The sequence below is a fragment of the Acinetobacter sp. YH16042 genome (genome assembly GCF_013417245.1).
Taxonomy (GTDB): domain Bacteria; phylum Pseudomonadota; class Gammaproteobacteria; order Pseudomonadales; family Moraxellaceae; genus Acinetobacter; species Acinetobacter amyesii.
Genome location: NZ_VPEJ01000002.1, coordinates 222,104 through 238,948, shown reverse-complemented (window position 1 = coordinate 238,948; position 16,845 = coordinate 222,104). Strand labels below are relative to the sequence as shown.

Below are 16,845 nucleotides of genomic sequence, written 5' to 3'. Positions count from 1 at the left end.
GGTCTGTTAATTGATAAATTGTTCCGACTGGATATTCAGTTCAATATCCCAATGCTTAAATTGCACTTGCTCATCATGCAAGTCTGCAACCAACAAAGGCCACTGTTTGGCATCACCAGAAACACTAAGTTGCCATTGTTGCGCATTGTCCACGCTTAATTCAATGGCAGGAAGCATCTCATCGCTGCGACTATGATTTAATAAAACTGCTAAACGAAGCAATAGACATAAGTAAACAAGTTTGTTACCACCGACTTTCATCACATCGACACGTGCATCACTGCGTAACTTACGACGATGATGCGCCACTAAATGTGACAAATGGTTTTGATCAATTTGCGAGAAACCCGGAATATCCGAATGTTGCAACAAATAGGCACCATGACGATGGTAACCACTATGACTAATCGCTAAACCAATTTCATGCAAATACGCGGCACGACGCAGTAAATCACTGTCATCACTGGTCAAATTCAGTGCGGTCGCCACACCATTAAACAGTTGTTGCGCGGTATTTACCACACGCTCAGCTTGTTTTACATCTGCGTTGTAGCGCCCCATCAATGCATGTACAGAACGATCTCGAACATCTTCATGTTGGAAACGACCCAAGAGGTCATACATCACGCCTTCACGTAATGCGCCATCCGAATAGACCAATTTATCGATATTCAGCACATCAAAGACGGCATATAAAATGGCAATACCGGCTGGCAAAACTGCTCGACGGTCTTCTTTTAGACCATCAAATTCCATTTCATTGACATGCTTATATTTAAGCAATTTATCTTTGAGTTTAAATAGACCGTCACGTGTCAGTTCTTCCTGATCGTTACTCCAGCCCATATTGACACAAATCTGACGACACGCTTTGATCGTACCGCTTGAACCGACAACAGTATCCCAGCCCGCAGCTTTATAAGTGTTAGCAATACCTGCAATTTCCTTGCGAGCAGCATTTACCGCTTTATCAAAACTTTTCAGGTTAATTTCACCATCAGCAAAAAACGCTTTGGTAAAAGCGACACAGCCCATTTGCACAGATTCTGTATGAATCGGTTCAAACTCTTCACCAATAATCAACTCTGTTGAACCCCCACCGATATCAATCACAAGGCGGCGACCACTATTTGCCATAGTATGTGAAACCCCTAAATAAATGAGACGGGCTTCTTCACGACCAGCAATGATTTCAATTGGTTTTGGTAAAATTTCAGCGGCTTTTTGGATAAATTCATGACCATTTTTTGCTTGACGCAAGGCATTAGTCGCCACAATACGTAAACGGTTAGCTTGTACAGGATTTAAACGCCCCACAAAACGTGCTAGGCAGGCTAATCCTCGTTGCTGTGCGGCTTCAGTCAAATTTTTATTTTCGTCTAGACCTGCGGCAAGCTGTACTTTTTCTGACATTGATGCAACTTTTTTCACTTCACCATGGTCTACGCGTGCGATAGCCAAGTGGAAGCTGTTCGATCCCATATCGATAGCAGCAAGTAATTCTTCATCAATCAAAAAATCAGACATTATTCAAAAAAACCTGTTCAGAATTGTGCTTAGATTAATTCACATACATGCAATTTAAAAGCCATTTATGAGCAGTTCGAACGGAACTTATCGTTTTTTTATCTGAAGCAATGATAGTCATACACGATCATCGGCATCGTGATCATCCATTAGACAAACTGACCATTCAGGTCGAAAATTTACATAACCCCCTACATTGTTATAGTTGGCTATGTAATACTTATAAGCATAGAGTCAACTTAAAAATTAAATCCGGAGCAAAATCCATGTCTGGCAATATCGTAAATACAACTGATGCAAACTTCCAAGCTGACGTACTAGAGTCTGATACTCCTGTACTTGTAGATTTCTGGGCAGGTTGGTGTGCTCCTTGTAAAGCCATTGCACCTGTACTTGAAGTACTTTCAACTGAGTTTGAAGGCAAAGTTAAAATCGTTAAAGTAGACGTAACTTCTTGCGAACAAACAGCTGTAAACTACAACATCCGTAACATTCCTGCATTATTAATGTTTAAAAACGGCGAAGTTGTAGCAACCCAAGTCGGTGCCGCACCAAAATCTAAATTGACAGCTTTCATCGAAGAAAACATCTAATATTTTTTCGATAAAAACACTCGAAAATACGCTGTTTTACACAGCGTATTTTTTTGGTTGATAAATTGACAAATGCTGTGTTATCTCTTATATTGTTTACTCAAGAAATTAAGGATCTCAAATCCTGTCATTTTCTTACAACACAACACATAAAATGCCGCTCGGCAACAGAATTGTTTTTCACATCTCTCTTCATATAACGAATCAGATCTCTGAATTGTTTTGTGCAAACCAATTGCTATCGTTTCTTGCATGATCGCGGCACATTTGTTGCTCCCTTTTCCAACCTGTACCTCAGAATTTTAGATTCTATCTGACCACCTATGAACTTAACCGAACTCAAGAAAAAACCGATTGGCGAACTCATCAAGATTGCCGAGTTTATGGGCCTCGAAGGAATGGCTCGTAACCGTAAGCAAGATATTATTTTTGCCATCTTAAAGCGCCACGCAATGAACGGCGAAGAGATTTTTGGTGATGGCGTTCTAGAAATTCTGTCGGACGGCTTTGGTTTCTTACGCTCTGCAGCGGGTTCTTACCTAGCCGGCCCTGACGATATCTATGTGAGCCCATCACAAATCCGTCGCTTCAACCTTCGTACTGGTGACACTATTACAGGTACGATTCGTCCACCTAAAGAAGGCGAACGTTACTTTGCATTATTAAAAGTTAATCAAATTAACTACGACACACCCGAAAACTCACGTAATAAGATTCTTTTCGAAAACTTAACACCTTTATTTCCAACCGAACAATTGGTAATGGAATTAGGTAATGGTACAACAGAAGACTTAACTGCGCGTGTCGTTGACTTGGTTGCTCCGATTGGTAAAGGTCAACGTTCAATTATCGTTGCACCGCCAAAAGCGGGTAAAACCATGTTGTTACAAAACATCGCTCAGTCGATTGTTCGTAACAATCCTGAATGTTTCTTGATTGTCCTTCTAATTGACGAACGTCCTGAAGAAGTAACAGAAATGGAACGTACTGTTCGTGGTGAAGTAGTTGCTTCAACATTCGATGAATCACCAGCTCGTCACGTACAAGTTGCAGAGATGGTAATTGAAAAAGCGAAACGTCTTGTAGAACACAAAAAAGATGTAGTGATTTTGCTTGACTCAATTACTCGTTTAGCACGTGCTTACAACACTGTAATCCCTTCATCTGGTAAAGTTCTTACTGGTGGTGTGGATGCCCATGCTTTAGAACGTCCAAAACGTTTCTTCGGTGCAGCACGTAATATCGAAGAAGGTGGTTCACTGACAATTATCTCAACTGCGTTGATTGAAACTGGCAGTAAGATGGATGAAGTGATCTACGAAGAATTCAAAGGTACAGGTAACCAAGAAATTACCCTAGACCGTCGTATTGCTGAAAAACGCGTGTTCCCTGCGATGAACATCAAAAAATCAGGTACACGTCGTGAAGAGCGTTTGATGTCTGAAGATAACCTACGTAAAGTTTGGATTTTACGTAAATTGCTTCATACACAAGACGAACTTGCAGCGATGGAATTCTTGCTTGATCGTATGAAAGAAACCAAAACCAATGATGATTTCTTCGATCAAATGAAACGTAAAGCATCCAACTAAGTTGAATGTTTGACTGAAAAGGCCATCTATAACGATGGCCTTTTTATTTGGTTGACTTTAGTTACACAAAGAAACATTTGATGGATTTCCATGTAAACTTATTTTCAAGTTTATGATTATAAAAAATATATTTTAAAAAACCCTATTCTTTTTAGTAGTTTATTTGCTATTTCGCCAATATAAAACTTTCTCTTAATTGTTATTTTCTGTTAAAAAATGGCCGTTTTTCACCTATTTTTAACGGTTTTTTCAAAGTCACTAGTAGCATTTCAAAATACTCAGTGATAGCATACACGCAGACCAGTTAGACTGCTCTATGCATTTTTAATACCTATTCAAATTAGGCATAATAAAAGCACACAACAGACTAACGCAGGTTATTTTTTAATCTCATATTTTAGAGAGTGATGCCATGTTATTCAAAAAAATCGCTATTGCTGCTGCAGTTGCTACTACTTTAGCTTTCGTTGGTTGTGCTAAAAAAACTGAAGAAGCTGCTCCTGCTGCTGCATCTGAAGCTGCTGCTTCTGAAGTAGTTGCTGCATCTGACGCTGCTGCTGTTGAAGCTTCTGCTGCTGCTTCTGAAGCTACTGCTGCTGCTTCTGAAGCTACAGTTGCTGCTTCTGAAGCTACTGCTGCTGCTTCTGAAGCTCAATAATCTAACCGATTATTCAGCACAAAAAGAGAGCTCTTTGGCTCTCTTTTTTATTGCCTCAAACTTTAAACCCTAGTTCATAAAAAGAGCTAATATTCAAAATACTAAACCCATGCTTATTGAAAAATAAAAACTGAAGATTTAGCTAAAGGAAAGCCACAATCAATCTCTACGATAACTCAACTCAAATATATCGTCTCACCTTAAAACGAATATTCTTCAACCTGACTTGTGCGATAGATGATGAACACTGCGCCTTCTAAATCAAAGGCAAAAAAAAGCAGATCAATCGATCTGCTCATTTCCAACACGTTGACGGAATTTTTGTCCCGCACGGAAGGTCACTACACGACGGGCAGAAATCGGAATTTCTTCACCCGTTTTCGGGTTACGGCCTGGGCGTTGACGTTTATCACGCAACTCGAAGTTACCGAAACCAGAGAGTTTAACTTGTTCCCCAGAGATTAGCGCTTGGCTAATCTCATCGAAGAATAACTCGACCATTTGTTTTGCTTCACGACGGTTTAAACTCGTGAGCTCACTTAAATGATCAGCCATTTCTGCTTTTGTTAATGCTGTCATGAAGCCCTCAATGTCGCCTGGTAAGTGTTTTCCAACACCTGAAGTATGTTATCCATACCGGTTTTGATTTCAGCATCTTCTAATGTACGTGTTGGATGTTGCCATTGAATTGCAAATGCCAATGAGCGCTTGCCTTCTTCGACACCTTGACCAGTGTACACATCGAATAACCAAACTGCGTCTAAAAGCTCACCGCCGGTTTTTTCGATAAGTTGCTGAATTTCACTAACATTAATCTTATCACTAATTAAAAGCGCAATATCACGTCGAACCGACGGAAAACGTGATAATTCTGTAAAATTAGATACATAAGTTTGCAAAACAGCCGATTGATCCAATTCAGCTACCCAAGTTGTCGCCAAATCCAACTCATCTTCTAAAGATGGGTGTAAACGACCGAAGTAACCAATTGATTGACCATTGACTAAGATTTCAGCAGATTGGCCTGGATGCAACCACGTACGTTCTGAACGTACATATTCAACATTTAAACGTGCAGAATTTAAAATCTCTTCTACATCGCCTTTAAAGTCAAAGAAACCCATTGGCTGTGCTTTACCATGCCAAGATTCAGTCGTACGCGAACCTGTTGCAACCAGTGCAAATGTTGGGATCTGTTTGAGATCATGAATGCTGTTCGCACCTTGATAATCAAAACGTAGACCAAGCTCATAGAAACGCACACGGTTTTGTTGACGGTTCACGTTGTATTGCACACATGGGATCAAACTTGATAATAAGGTTGAACGCATCACTGCAAGATCACTAGAAATCGGGTTTGCAAGCGCTAGTGGTTGAACCTGTGGATTCAATTGTTTCTCAAGTTTCGCATCAGCAAAGCTAAAGCTAATTGCTTCTTGATAACCCAAAGCCACTGCAGTTTGACGTAACTGAACCAATTCAAATTGGTCTTGGTATTTCGCCAGTTTGACATCAATCACCGGCAAGCTGATTTGAATATTGTCGTAACCGTGAATACGTGCAACTTCTTCGATGAGGTCTTGATAAATTGCCATGTCAAAACGGTGTGATGGTGGTACAACTGTCCACTCACCTTCTGCTTTCACAGTGACATTACAACCCAAACGCGTTAAAGCATCGGTAATAAATGCAGATTCAACTTTATAACCGAGGAGTTGATCGACTTGCGCTTGGTTCAGTTCAATGGCTTCACGTTTTGGTAATAGCTCTACTTTTTCAGCAACAGTAATTGGACCAAACTCACCACCAGCTAAATCAGCGATAAGCTGAGAAGCACGGTGCATTGCTGTCATCGGCAATTCAAAGTCTACACCGCGTTCATAACGCTGAGATGCATCGGTATGCAAACCAAAACTACGTGCACGACCTGCGATATAGAGTTGATCAAAGAACGCCGACTCAAGGAAAATTTCAGTGGTATCGTCAGAAACCGCTGAACTTAGGCCACCCATGATTCCTGCAATCGCCAAAGCTTTTTGATCATCCGCAATCACCATCACGTTTTCAGATAATTCAACTTCTTGTTCATTCAACAACGTTAATTTTTCTGCTGCTGTTGCTTGGCGTACACGAACTGAACCTTGAACTTTACCACCATCGAATGCATGTAAAGGTTGACCCAATTCCATTAAAACGTAGTTGGTAATATCGACCAAAATACTGTGCTGACGAATGCCTGCACGAGCTAATGCACGCTCCATCCACTCAGGAGTTGGTGCTTTGGTATTAACGTTTTTGATCACTCGACCTAAATAGCGTGGGCAACCATCAGTTTCAACAACAACTTTCTTCTCATCAGTAATTGTTGCAGCCACTTCTGTAATCAATGGTGCAGTCACAGGGAGTTGGTTAATCACACCAATTTCACGTGCAATACCACGAATACTGAAGCAGTCACCACGGTTTGGCGTGATGCTGATATCAATCACATTGTCATCAAGATCTAAATATTCACGCACATTTACACCAACAGGTGCATCGGCAGGAAGCTCTAATAGACCGTCGATTTTGTCTTCAAGATCAATTTCAGACGCACCGCACAGCATGCCTTGTGATTCAACACCACGAAGCTTGCCTTTTTTGATTTTGAAATCGCCCGGAAGTACTGCACCAATGGTTGCTACAGGAGCTTTCATGCCTACACGCACGTTTGGAGCACCACAAACGATTTGTAACGGCTCGCCTGAACCGATGTTTACAGTAGTGACACGTAAACGGTCAGCATCGGGATGTTGAACCACTGTTAAAACTTCACCGACTACTACACCAGTAAATGGTTTTGCAGCAGGAGATAAATCATCAACTTCTAAACCTAACATGGTCAGTTGGTCAGAAAGTGTATCGCTATCAATGGCTGGGTTAACCCATGTACGCAACCAATTTTCGCTAATTTTCATTGTATAAAAACCTATTAATTCTAAATTTCTAATCCTCTCTAGCGTCCTTTTAAAGAAAGAGGACGAACCCTAAGTCATGATGGACAACCCCTCTCCTTTTAGGAGAGGTTAGGGAGAGGTATAAAACTGTTTAAGCAAATTGGCGTAAGAAACGCACATCATTTTGGTAGAACATACGCAGGTCATTAATGCCATAACGCAACATTGCAAAACGCTCTACACCTAAACCGAAGGCAAAGCCTTTGTATTTTTCTGGGTCAATGCCAGCGGCTTGTAAAACGTTTGGATGCACCATACCGCAGCCCAAAACTTCCAACCATTTACCACGTTCATCCATGATATCCACTTCCGCACTTGGCTCTGTAAATGGGAAATAAGATGGACGGAAACGTACTTTCAAATCTTTTTCAAAGAATTCATTTAGCAAGTTCACTAACAAACCTTTAAGTTCTGCAAAGCTGGTGTTTTCAGCCACATACAAACCTTCGATTTGATGGAACATTGGTGAATGCGTTTGGTCCGAGTCACAGCGATAAACACGACCAGGACACACAATACGGATTGGAGGCTGCTGATTTTCCATCGTACGAATTTGCACGCCTGAGGTATGCGTACGAAGTAAATGATTCGCATCAAAATAGAAAGTGTCGTGCATCGCACGTGCAGGGTGATGACCCGGAATGTTCAATGCTTCAAAGTTGTGATAATCATCTTCAACTTCTGGACCGGTCGCAACAGTAAAGCCAGCTTTGGTAAAGAATTGGCAAATACGTTCTTGAACTTGAGTCACAGGGTGAATGCTACCAACCGTTTGACCACGGCCGGGCAAAGTAATATCAACCGTTTCGCTAGCAAGCTTTTGTTCTAATGCAGCTTTTTGTAATTCAGCTTGACGAGCAGTCAGTGCGCCAGTAATCGATTCACGAACGGCATGAATTTGAGCACCAAAAACTTTACGTTCTTCTGGGTCCATTTTACCGAGCGACTTCGATTGTTCCGCGAGCTGGCTTTTCTTCCCTGTAAATTGCACTCGCACTTGGTCGAGTGTAGCAAGGTCCTCTGCTGCTGCAATCGCAGCGAGCGCTTCAGTGGTCAGGGCTTCCAGTGACATAGTAACTCTCAAAGCAACAATTTAAAAAAATAATATAAACCCCTTATTCTAACAGTTTTTAGCCGTTATGATGAAGCGCATTCACAAGTTAAAATTGCATTAGCATCAAGTTTTAAAAAAAGTATAAGATAAACACAATATCAATGGGATCCAATCTTTATGGCACTCGATCCAATCTGGAAACAACAGCTCACACTCGTCACTTATGGCAATGAATTTCTCAACCAAGGTTTGAGTTTTCAACGTTGGTTGAATCACCACATTTTTGATCAGCACAGTTTCCATTTTCGTGATTTGCTTTCACAGCATTTATTGGCTCAACATTTCCAAATTTGGCTAGAGGGCTTAAAAAAACAAGGGGTACAACGCTTAAGTTTACATAGCTCTAGCTTGCTGAATGATGAACAAAATCCGAATGCTAACGTTGAACTTCTTCCCTTTGCTCATTTTATTGTGAGCCATGAACAAAATAAAAAGCAGGCATGGATTTTTGGTAAAGAACTTGCCGAGTGGTATAACGCAGAAAATGACTATGAAGCACCGGCATCCCAACAACTACAAATTCGTCGAGAAACTTTTTGGCGCTATGAGCTGAACCATAAACTCATTAAACGCATCGAAGCAGATATGCAGTTACCAAAATGGGATGATATTCATAACTTCACTGAAGCAGAATTATTTTTACAAAAACCTGCGGAAGGTTTTATTGAGCCGGAGGTGTTGGGCACACCTTATTATGGTACGCAGCTTGATCTAAGCAGCGAATCGAATGAATCTACAAAACTTGCACTCTTGCCAACGGATGCACAAGCGGATTTTGCACATGACAGCTTGCATCGCTTAGATGCATTAAACCGCCACATTCAGTCTAAAATTCAGCATCCCTATCATGCAGATGGCAGCATCTATACACCTGAAGAACAGTTAAATTTGCGCCATTTTGCTCAAAAAACTGAAGATTTAACGGCTAAATTTATCGTAAAAGTCGCCAATCACTATAAAACTGCACGTTTAACTCCTGTGGTCGAAAGCTCTCCTCTGGATGGATTTAAAACTGAGCAAAGAAAATCAAATCCTCAGCATGCACACACGCCTAACCCGCCCCATAAACCCGGTGCAGGTGGAGTGATTACCTTAATTATTATTACGGTAGTGATTTGCTTATTGGCTTATTACTTCGGACTTTAACTGTATAAATGTGATCAACATTAAAAAGCCCTTCTCATAGAAGGGCTTTTTTTATAAACATGCTTATGTATGAATGACCTCAAAATTATGAGGTCGTTAAATAATTAAACGGACGAATTTCTAATCGAACGCGATGCTGATCGGCATGTTGATTAATATAATGACTGACAGAGACTACTTCCCCCTCAAGCTCTGCGTCTGCACCATACATGATTTTGACTGCCTCACCTTTGCGGGGAATCATTTCGAGCTCTACAGTAATGCTACCTTGACCCATACCAACTATTTCAGCCAACATTTTATTTTCCTTTTGTTCTTTTCTATCCATACATTAGGCATGGCGCAAAGCTTGGTATAAAGATTATTTCTGTAACTTGGCTGCACTTTTTATTGATAAACATCAAAACTTAAACATCAAAAACATAAGAGTCCAATTGTTCTAAAAATGCATCAACTGCATTTGCAGACTTTAAACGAATCCATTGAATATGTTGATATTCAGGTGCATTCATCATCTGTAGATATTTTTCACGATTCTTTTTATGGGTCTTAATCATCCACCAGACAATGGAATCTCGACCAAACATCCGCCACAAACTTTCCTGATTATTTGAATCTGGCCAAAGATCTTGTTTGGACTTAGCCCGAGAAAATGCGCGCTTTACAGAGCGGTATAAATTGACTGGAAACGGAAGGTCTAACCATATCACCGTATCTATTTCAGACCATTTAACAGGAATCGCCCGAGTATAATTGCCATCAATAACATAACCATTTTTCGCTTTAGCGGTTTCAGCTTCAATACGTGCAAAAAAGATCTCATCAGGACATTCTTGCCAATCATCCAGCCAAAATAGGTTATCTAGTTCAATATAATGCAGCCCTATTTTGTCCGCCAAAGCTCTGGAAAAGGTTGATTTTCCAGTGGCCGATGTACCGACTACGTTTATTCTTTTCATTGTCATGATGATCTACTTGAGTCTGGTGAATCTACTTCAAGATAACAGCATTGGATCTGTAGGTTAACTTTTATTCTTCACGATAATCCAAAAGATCTGCATCGATATTGATAAAGTCAGGTTCAATTGCAGTATAAAAACACACTTTTCACAGACTATATTGATCCAATAATTTTTCAGTTGGTATTTATCCATTCATTTATGGCCGTCCCCCCTATCTGCACGCCTTATAAAAAAACAGATTCTAGCTGTCCCCAGATGAATGAATTAATTCTGCCCGCAATTATGATGAACATGCGCAATATAAATACCTTCCCGTTCTGAGCGAAAAGCACCGTGTGCATGTGCGGGCCTTCAACTGAGCATTAAACAAACCGGCCAAGCAACAAGATCGAAGCTAAACATTGAAATCACGACATAATACGCACAAACCGTGGCTCGGGGCGCAGCACCTACCTAGCCTATTCATTTTCAGATATAATTTAGCGCTAAGCATCGATCAAATATTCAAAATTTAAATATAGTAACCAAACACTTAAATATAAAATTTCAACATAATTATTATGAGACTTTATGAAAACAGAATTTGACATTTATGCTAAAAAACCGCTGATTTCATGGCCAACAATTTTAATGCTTATTTTACTAGGCATTGCGATGGTCTTTATTATACCTTTTTTCAAATGGTTTAGAGATCAAGCTCAACCGCTTAACGTCAGCATAGTGATTGAATACCTGCAATTCACCCTAAAAAATTTCCCGATTTACAAGCTGCAAGCCGATCATGCCCAGCTGATCCTGCTCTACATCGTATCTATAATTGTCATTGATTACTTAAAAACGCAGATTAAACTGGTCATTACGCCTGATAAAATTTATTACCGCTTGTGGAAAATACCTCTCAGCACATTCATTCAGCGGCAGGAGGTAGAATACTGTCAATTTGCCATTCTTGGTATAAAACGCCCAAAACGGATCTCATGGCTGCAGCGTCCTATTTATCAGACTGCCAACAAAGAAAATCCACAGCTTTTATTCTTCCCCCTTAAAAATGTTCAATCTCAACTGCACCTTGCATGCTTAAGTGAACATGAAAAAGGGCAGCTGATTCAAATACTCAAACAATATTATAATTTTCAGGATGAGATTGCGGCGCTGACGCTTTCTCAAGAAGATCTGCAAAATTTAATTCTGCAAACCAAGATCAGCCCGCGGATCGCCTACCTGATTATCGGCAGCGTTCCTATTGGTATTTTGGGCTTATATTTAAACGCGCAAGCGCAGTTCTTTTACATTTCCAATTATCCGGTTTTGCTGTGTTTGGCCATTATTTTTCTGCTGATTTTCATTCCAAGCGTATTGTGGATACAAAAAGATATTCCCAAAATGGCGTTTACAGGAAGCGTGCTGTCCAGTACATTTTTAACGCTGAGCCTGAGCTTTTTTCTAATGCCGGTATTGCATAGTTATTATGCTTTGCATTTTGGCACTCATAAAATGACCGATGCGCAATTACTCTCAATGGATGCAGATGGTCAGAAATGGTTGTTATTAGACAACCAGCAAACTTTTCATATTTTACCCAAAACACCTTTCTACAACACGCACTTTAAAATAAATGCAATTTATGAATTTCCCATTTATTATCATTGGCATAACTATCATTTTCAGCACCGAGACCTTGCTTATGTCCAGCTTAAAACAAAAACCGATTAATATTGGTTAAGCTTACATAAGAATTTAAAGCCCAAAAAAAGACCGCTAAAAGCGGTCCCTTTTTAAGTCATAAAGACTTATGCAGCTAATGCATCTTTAGCTTTAGAAGCTAAAGCAGCAAACGCAACTGCGTCATGCATAGCGATGTCAGCAAGTACGCGACGGTCGATAATCACTTGAGCTTTTTTCAAGCCAGCGATCATACGGCTGTACGACAAACCATTTTGACGAGCACCGGCATTGATACGCGCAATCCATAGAGCACGGAATTGACGTTTCTTTTGACGACGGTCACGGTAAGCATATTGACCTGCTTTGATTACTGCTTGGAACGCTACGCGATATACGCGTGAACGAGCGCCGTAGTAACCTTTAGCACGAGCAAGAATTTTTTTATGACGGCGATGAGCCTGTACACCACGTTTAACACGAGCCATTTATAATCTCCTTAGATGTATGGGCACATACGGCGAACTGAAGCAACGTCACTTACGTGAACCATTACACAGCCGCGTAATTGACGGATACGCTTAGCAGATTTTTTGGTCAAAATGTGTCGTTTGAACGCTTGGTGACGTTTAAAACCGTTTGCAGTTGGCTTGAAGCGTTTAGCTGCACCACGGCGAGTTTTCATCTTAGGCATAAGAACCTCTTTTGAACACCTGTTCGGCACGTCTGCACCATTGCAAAGACGCCCTGCAGGTAAGGGAGCGAGTATTCTAAAGCATCTTTGCTCAAAACAAAAGCGAATCTTTCTACCGAATATCGAACTTAATTAATTTTCTGATATAGATTTTCCGATGATTTTATAAGCGATGTCCAATAGGGCTTATATAATGTCGGCACGCCAACTATTAATGTCCATTATGAAACCTGCACAGGATGCTTTTGCAGCCCTACGTTATCGGGATTTCTCGATTGTTACGCTCAATCAATTTTGTCTGACCTTAGCCATTTTGATTCAAGAAATTATTGTTGCTTATTCACTATATCAAATCACCAAAGACCCGCTAACACTGGGCTTAATTGGTTTAGCCGAAGCAATTCCTTTTATTGCTCTCTCTTTGTGGGGAGGATACTTTGCAGATCGTTTCAATAAACAGACCATTATGAAAATTTGTCTGTTTTTTTCTGTACCGATGCCACTGATTCTTTGGGGGTTATTTCACCAATACGGTCTCGGCCAAATTGATGTCACCCAACTGTCTTGGGGAATTTATGCGGTCATTTTTGGGCTTGGAACGATCCGTGGTTTCTATAATCCCTCGGCAACGTCGCTTAAACCTTTTTTAATCCCGCGGGAGCTCTATGCCAATGGTGCAACATGGACAACGATTGGTTGGCAAAGTGGGGTGATTATTGGGCCAATGCTTGGCGGTTTTATGTTGGCATTTTTAGGCCGTGAAACCAGTTTGCTCAGTGTTGCAGCACTACTAACGGTCTGCTTCGTCCTCATTAATCTGCTCAGTAAACGCAGTTTCCCTAAAATTGAATCTGACAATTTAAAAGATAGTTTAAGTGAAGGTTTTCGATTTATCTGGAAAACCAAAATTGTCCTTTGGGCGATTTCACTCGATTTAGTTTCTGTGCTTTTTGGTGGCGTGATTGCCCTCTTACCGATTTTTGCCGAAGATATTTTAAAAGTGGGGCCTGAAGGTTTAGGCTACTTACGGGCAGCACCGTCTATTGGCGCACTCATCACCATGATTGCATTGACCAAATTCCCTCCAACTCATCATGCATGGCGTAATATGTTATTGGCTGTAGCGGGTTTTGGTGTATTTACCATTTTATTCGCATTTTCAAGCAATCTTTGGTTATCACTCTTTGCACTGGCAATGACTGGGGCATGTGACAGCGTGTCTGTGGTGGTTCGTCAGACCATTTTGCAACTTTATCCACCTGAAAATATGCGAGGTCGTGTTGCTGCGGTGAATGGCATGTTTGTTTCTAGCAGTAATGAACTTGGAGCTTTTGAATCGGGACTTGCAGCAAAATACATGGGCACGATCATGGCGACACTTTTTGGTGGTTGTATGACCATGGCTGTTGTTGCAATCAGCTGGGCAAAAACACGTGATTTATTTGGCGTGGACATTACTCACCAGTCGAAAAAATAAGAGAATATTTTTCATTTACACCTTGCCAGTATTTTCAATACAGGAAATACTGCGCAGCAATATCGACTCAATATCACTCTACGACGTGATGCAAGAATAGACTTATGAAACAATATCTGTGCTTAACCCTTTTGGCCTGCGCTCCATTTTCTACAGCGTTTAGTGCTTCAACCAAAACCCATCAACTTCCGGCACAGAATATTGAAGTTGCTCCTGCGCATTTAACCACGCGTTTAAATTGGTCGGTTTTTCCAAAACCAGTATATGCCAATGAAGACCTCAAGCAACGTGACCGCGCGGCCATTATTCGTGTCACAGCGAATGCAAAAGGTACAATTACCGATGCAAGTGTTGAAGAAAGTACAGGTGTCGATCAACTCGACCGAATCTTAATTTCTGCTGTCAAAAAAGCTAAAGTCAAACCACATTTAGAAAATGGTGAAGCCAAAGCCATTATTGGCTATCAAGCGTTTAATTTGAGAGTTAAAGGCAATACACCTGAATGTGATTTCAACTTTGATTCAAAAGTTTGGAATGCACAAAGTGCAGATAAGAAAACGCCATTCCAATATGTATCTCAACCAAAATTAGATCTCACTAGTCATGAGTTGAAACAGCATGATCGTAAAGTCAAATTTAACTTTAAAGTGGATAAACACGGACAAGTAAAAAAGGTCAAGATCAAGCAAGGCTCTGGCATTTATGCACTCGATCAGAAAGTCGTTGAAGCACTAAGAAATAGTCAGATCTCGGTTAAACGTACTGCGAGCACCCTTTGGATCTATAAAAAGTCGAACTTTAAAGATGAAATTCAATTTAAAGTGAATGGCTGCTCATAATCTCAATTTTTAGCGGCATTAAAATAATGAATTGGCGTGCCGCGCACTGATGGAATGACTATGTTGAAACAATATACAGCAATAGGTCTAATGCTCTGTGCAAGCACAGTGATGTGCACGCAGTATGCTGCCGCTGAGACTGCGCCCGCCAGCGAAGTAAAAATATTGCAAGACAGACCTGTCAGCTGGATGCGCGCACCCAAAGTTAAATTTGAGCCAGGAGATCTGGAAGGACGCCCTAGATTTGTCAATGTCGCAATTGATGTAGACAACTCGGGCAACATTACCGCAGTCAAAATCATCACCAGTTCAGGCTTGCCAGATTTGGATGATATGGTCATTAACGCGGTAAAAAAGGCACGCTTCAGGCCTTATATAGAATCGGGCATCAGCTATCCCTTCCGAGCGACGCAGCCATTTGAATTTAATGCTGATGACTATTCATCGACACGTAAAACACCAAAAAGAAAGCCCATCAAAACCTGCTGGGCTGATTTTGAGCCCGAGGGCTTGCAGCTCCAACAGTCTGGCCAACATAGAACATTTCAATACAAAGACGTCCCCGCAATGAAGCTGCCGATGACGGAATCTGAAGCAAAACAATTCAGCATAGATTTTAGTTTTAGCGTAGATCGTAAGAACCAAATTTCCGATATTCGTTTAATACAAAGTCCAAGTGATCCAATTGCCCGCTTGCTATTAAAGAAATTTGAACTGGCAAAAATCGAAGCGCCACGTAAGTTTTATCAGATCTTTAAAATTCAATTTAAAGAGCGCATTCAGCTGAAAAATATTCAATGTAATTGAAAAAATAGCCCGTAGATAAACAGATAACGTCCAATTTTGGCGATACTGACCAGTGTGAAAAATCGCCAGAAGTTTTCTTTCATTAAACCCGCGATTAAAGTAATTGGGTCTCCAATAATCGGCAGCCAACTCAGTAGCAAAGACCAATAACCATATTTGTGATAAATACCCTGTGCCTGCTGCATTTTCAGCTCTGACACGGGAAACCATGTTTTATTTTTATAATGTTCTATTTTTAAACCGAGCCACCAATTTACACAGGAACCGAAGATATTTCCGATACTGGCCACCAAAATCAGCAGCCATGGATTATGTTGACCATAGGTCAGCAAGCCGAGCAATACGGCTTCGGACTGTAAAGGAAGTAAGGTCGCAGCCCCAAATGCCGCGAAGAATAAAACTAAAAATGACCACATCGAAACGAATGCTTAGAGACCTAATTTTTTCTTCGACTTCAAATATTCAAAATTTGACCAAAGCACTGCTGCAACAATTACAACGATTCTCGACCATTTATATTGTGAAGAAATCGGTTCAATCGCAGCCCGCATCAAGTTTTGATCTTTGGTATGTAAATCTGCAAGAATATTTTGAACATGCACAATTTCAGCGACAAATAGCACTAAGCAGCCTGCAATACCAAAAATAATACTCCAATAGATTCTTGGGTTATTTTCAACAATACGGGTAAAATTTAAGAAAAAGTCTTTCATCGCAAAATCGTCCAACTAAGCCGTCAACAACGCGTTCTTTTCGGCAGCGCCGCATTCTAACACAG

18 protein-coding genes are annotated in these 16,845 nt (G+C 40.6%); 8 read left to right on the top strand and 10 right to left on the bottom strand.

All coding sequences use genetic code 11. From position 1 onward, the window contains the following. Positions 1–6: 6 nt before the first annotated feature. Positions 7–1,527, bottom strand: a complete 1,521-nt coding sequence (gene ppx / locus FTV37_RS02630; RefSeq protein ID WP_078189571.1) for an exopolyphosphatase — start codon at positions 1,525–1,527, stop codon at positions 7–9. A gap of 266 nt (positions 1,528–1,793) precedes the next feature. Here ppx and trxA point away from each other — a divergent pair, with 266 nt between their 5' ends. The 3 genes from trxA (at position 1,794) to FTV37_RS02615 (ending at position 4,370) form a co-directional block, all read left to right on the top strand. After that, a complete protein-coding gene (trxA, locus tag FTV37_RS02625) occupies positions 1,794–2,120 on the top strand; it encodes a thioredoxin (RefSeq protein ID WP_078189572.1) in 327 nt (108 codons plus the stop codon). 323 nt (positions 2,121–2,443) lie between these two features. Beyond that, positions 2,444–3,712, top strand: a complete 1,269-nt coding sequence (rho, locus tag FTV37_RS02620) for a transcription termination factor Rho (RefSeq protein ID WP_067731074.1) — start codon at positions 2,444–2,446, stop codon at positions 3,710–3,712. 412 nt (positions 3,713–4,124) lie between these two features. Beyond that, a complete protein-coding gene (locus FTV37_RS02615; protein WP_180062971.1) occupies positions 4,125–4,370 on the top strand; it encodes a hypothetical protein in 246 nt (81 codons plus the stop codon). A gap of 282 nt (positions 4,371–4,652) precedes the next feature. Here FTV37_RS02615 and FTV37_RS02610 read toward each other — a convergent pair whose 3' ends face one another. The 3 genes from FTV37_RS02610 to pheS form a co-directional block, all read right to left on the bottom strand. Further along, positions 4,653–4,949, bottom strand: a complete 297-nt coding sequence (locus FTV37_RS02610) for an integration host factor subunit alpha (protein ID WP_004649746.1) — start codon at positions 4,947–4,949, stop codon at positions 4,653–4,655. After that, complete coding sequence (pheT, locus tag FTV37_RS02605; protein ID WP_373683555.1) at positions 4,946–7,342, bottom strand: phenylalanine--tRNA ligase subunit beta; 2,397 nt, start codon at positions 7,340–7,342, stop codon at positions 4,946–4,948. Before pheT ends, FTV37_RS02610 begins: the two co-directional genes overlap by 4 nt. A 115-nt stretch (positions 7,343–7,457) precedes the next feature. Further along, entirely contained in the window at positions 7,458–8,438 is a 981-nt protein-coding gene (gene pheS, locus FTV37_RS02600; protein ID WP_180025964.1) for a phenylalanine--tRNA ligase subunit alpha, read from the bottom strand. Between the two features lie 159 nt (positions 8,439–8,597). Here pheS and FTV37_RS02595 point away from each other — a divergent pair, with 159 nt between their 5' ends. Continuing rightward, complete coding sequence (locus tag FTV37_RS02595) at positions 8,598–9,626, top strand: hypothetical protein (protein WP_180062969.1); 1,029 nt, start codon at positions 8,598–8,600, stop codon at positions 9,624–9,626. 85 nt (positions 9,627–9,711) lie between these two features. Here the strand turns inward: FTV37_RS02595 and FTV37_RS02590 are convergent, their stop codons facing one another. Then, a complete protein-coding gene (locus FTV37_RS02590; RefSeq protein ID WP_111884721.1) occupies positions 9,712–9,924 on the bottom strand; it encodes a hypothetical protein in 213 nt (70 codons plus the stop codon). 109 nt (positions 9,925–10,033) lie between these two features. Further along, a complete protein-coding gene (locus tag FTV37_RS02585) occupies positions 10,034–10,585 on the bottom strand; it encodes an adenylate kinase (protein ID WP_180062968.1) in 552 nt (183 codons plus the stop codon). Between the two features lie 573 nt (positions 10,586–11,158). On the opposite strand from FTV37_RS02585, the gene FTV37_RS02580 reads away from it, so the two are divergent. Next, a complete protein-coding gene (locus FTV37_RS02580) occupies positions 11,159–12,301 on the top strand; it encodes a hypothetical protein (RefSeq protein WP_180011779.1) in 1,143 nt (380 codons plus the stop codon). A 77-nt stretch (positions 12,302–12,378) separates the two neighbouring features. Here FTV37_RS02580 and rplT read toward each other — a convergent pair whose 3' ends face one another. After that, positions 12,379–12,738: a 50S ribosomal protein L20 gene (rplT, locus tag FTV37_RS02575; protein WP_004647525.1), complete on the bottom strand. Its 360-nt coding sequence runs from the start codon at positions 12,736–12,738 to the stop codon at positions 12,379–12,381. A gap of 11 nt (positions 12,739–12,749) precedes the next feature. Then, positions 12,750–12,944 (bottom strand): 50S ribosomal protein L35, encoded by a 195-nt coding sequence (rpmI, locus tag FTV37_RS02570; protein ID WP_065994397.1) that lies wholly within the window; start codon positions 12,942–12,944, stop codon positions 12,750–12,752. Between the two features lie 223 nt (positions 12,945–13,167). On the opposite strand from rpmI, the gene FTV37_RS02565 reads away from it, so the two are divergent. The 3 genes from FTV37_RS02565 (at position 13,168) to FTV37_RS02555 (ending at position 16,067) form a co-directional block, all read left to right on the top strand. Next, positions 13,168–14,421: an MFS transporter gene (locus FTV37_RS02565; protein WP_180062986.1), complete on the top strand. Its 1,254-nt coding sequence runs from the start codon at positions 13,168–13,170 to the stop codon at positions 14,419–14,421. Between the two features lie 104 nt (positions 14,422–14,525). After that, positions 14,526–15,260: an energy transducer TonB gene (locus tag FTV37_RS02560; protein WP_180062967.1), complete on the top strand. Its 735-nt coding sequence runs from the start codon at positions 14,526–14,528 to the stop codon at positions 15,258–15,260. Positions 15,261–15,320: 60 nt separating this feature from the next. Further along, on the top strand, positions 15,321–16,067 hold the full coding sequence (locus FTV37_RS02555; protein WP_180062966.1) for an energy transducer TonB: 747 nt from the start codon (positions 15,321–15,323) through the stop codon (positions 16,065–16,067). Here FTV37_RS02555 and FTV37_RS02550 read toward each other — a convergent pair. Both FTV37_RS02550 and FTV37_RS02545 read right to left on the bottom strand, forming a co-directional pair. Further along, complete coding sequence (locus tag FTV37_RS02550) at positions 16,055–16,483, bottom strand: YqaA family protein (RefSeq protein WP_180062965.1); 429 nt, start codon at positions 16,481–16,483, stop codon at positions 16,055–16,057. The two genes, FTV37_RS02555 and FTV37_RS02550, sit on opposite strands and share 13 nt — an antisense overlap. Before the next feature lie 12 nt (positions 16,484–16,495). Beyond that, positions 16,496–16,780 (bottom strand): hypothetical protein, encoded by a 285-nt coding sequence (locus FTV37_RS02545; protein ID WP_078192639.1) that lies wholly within the window; start codon positions 16,778–16,780, stop codon positions 16,496–16,498. Between the last annotated feature and the right edge of the window lie 65 nt (positions 16,781–16,845).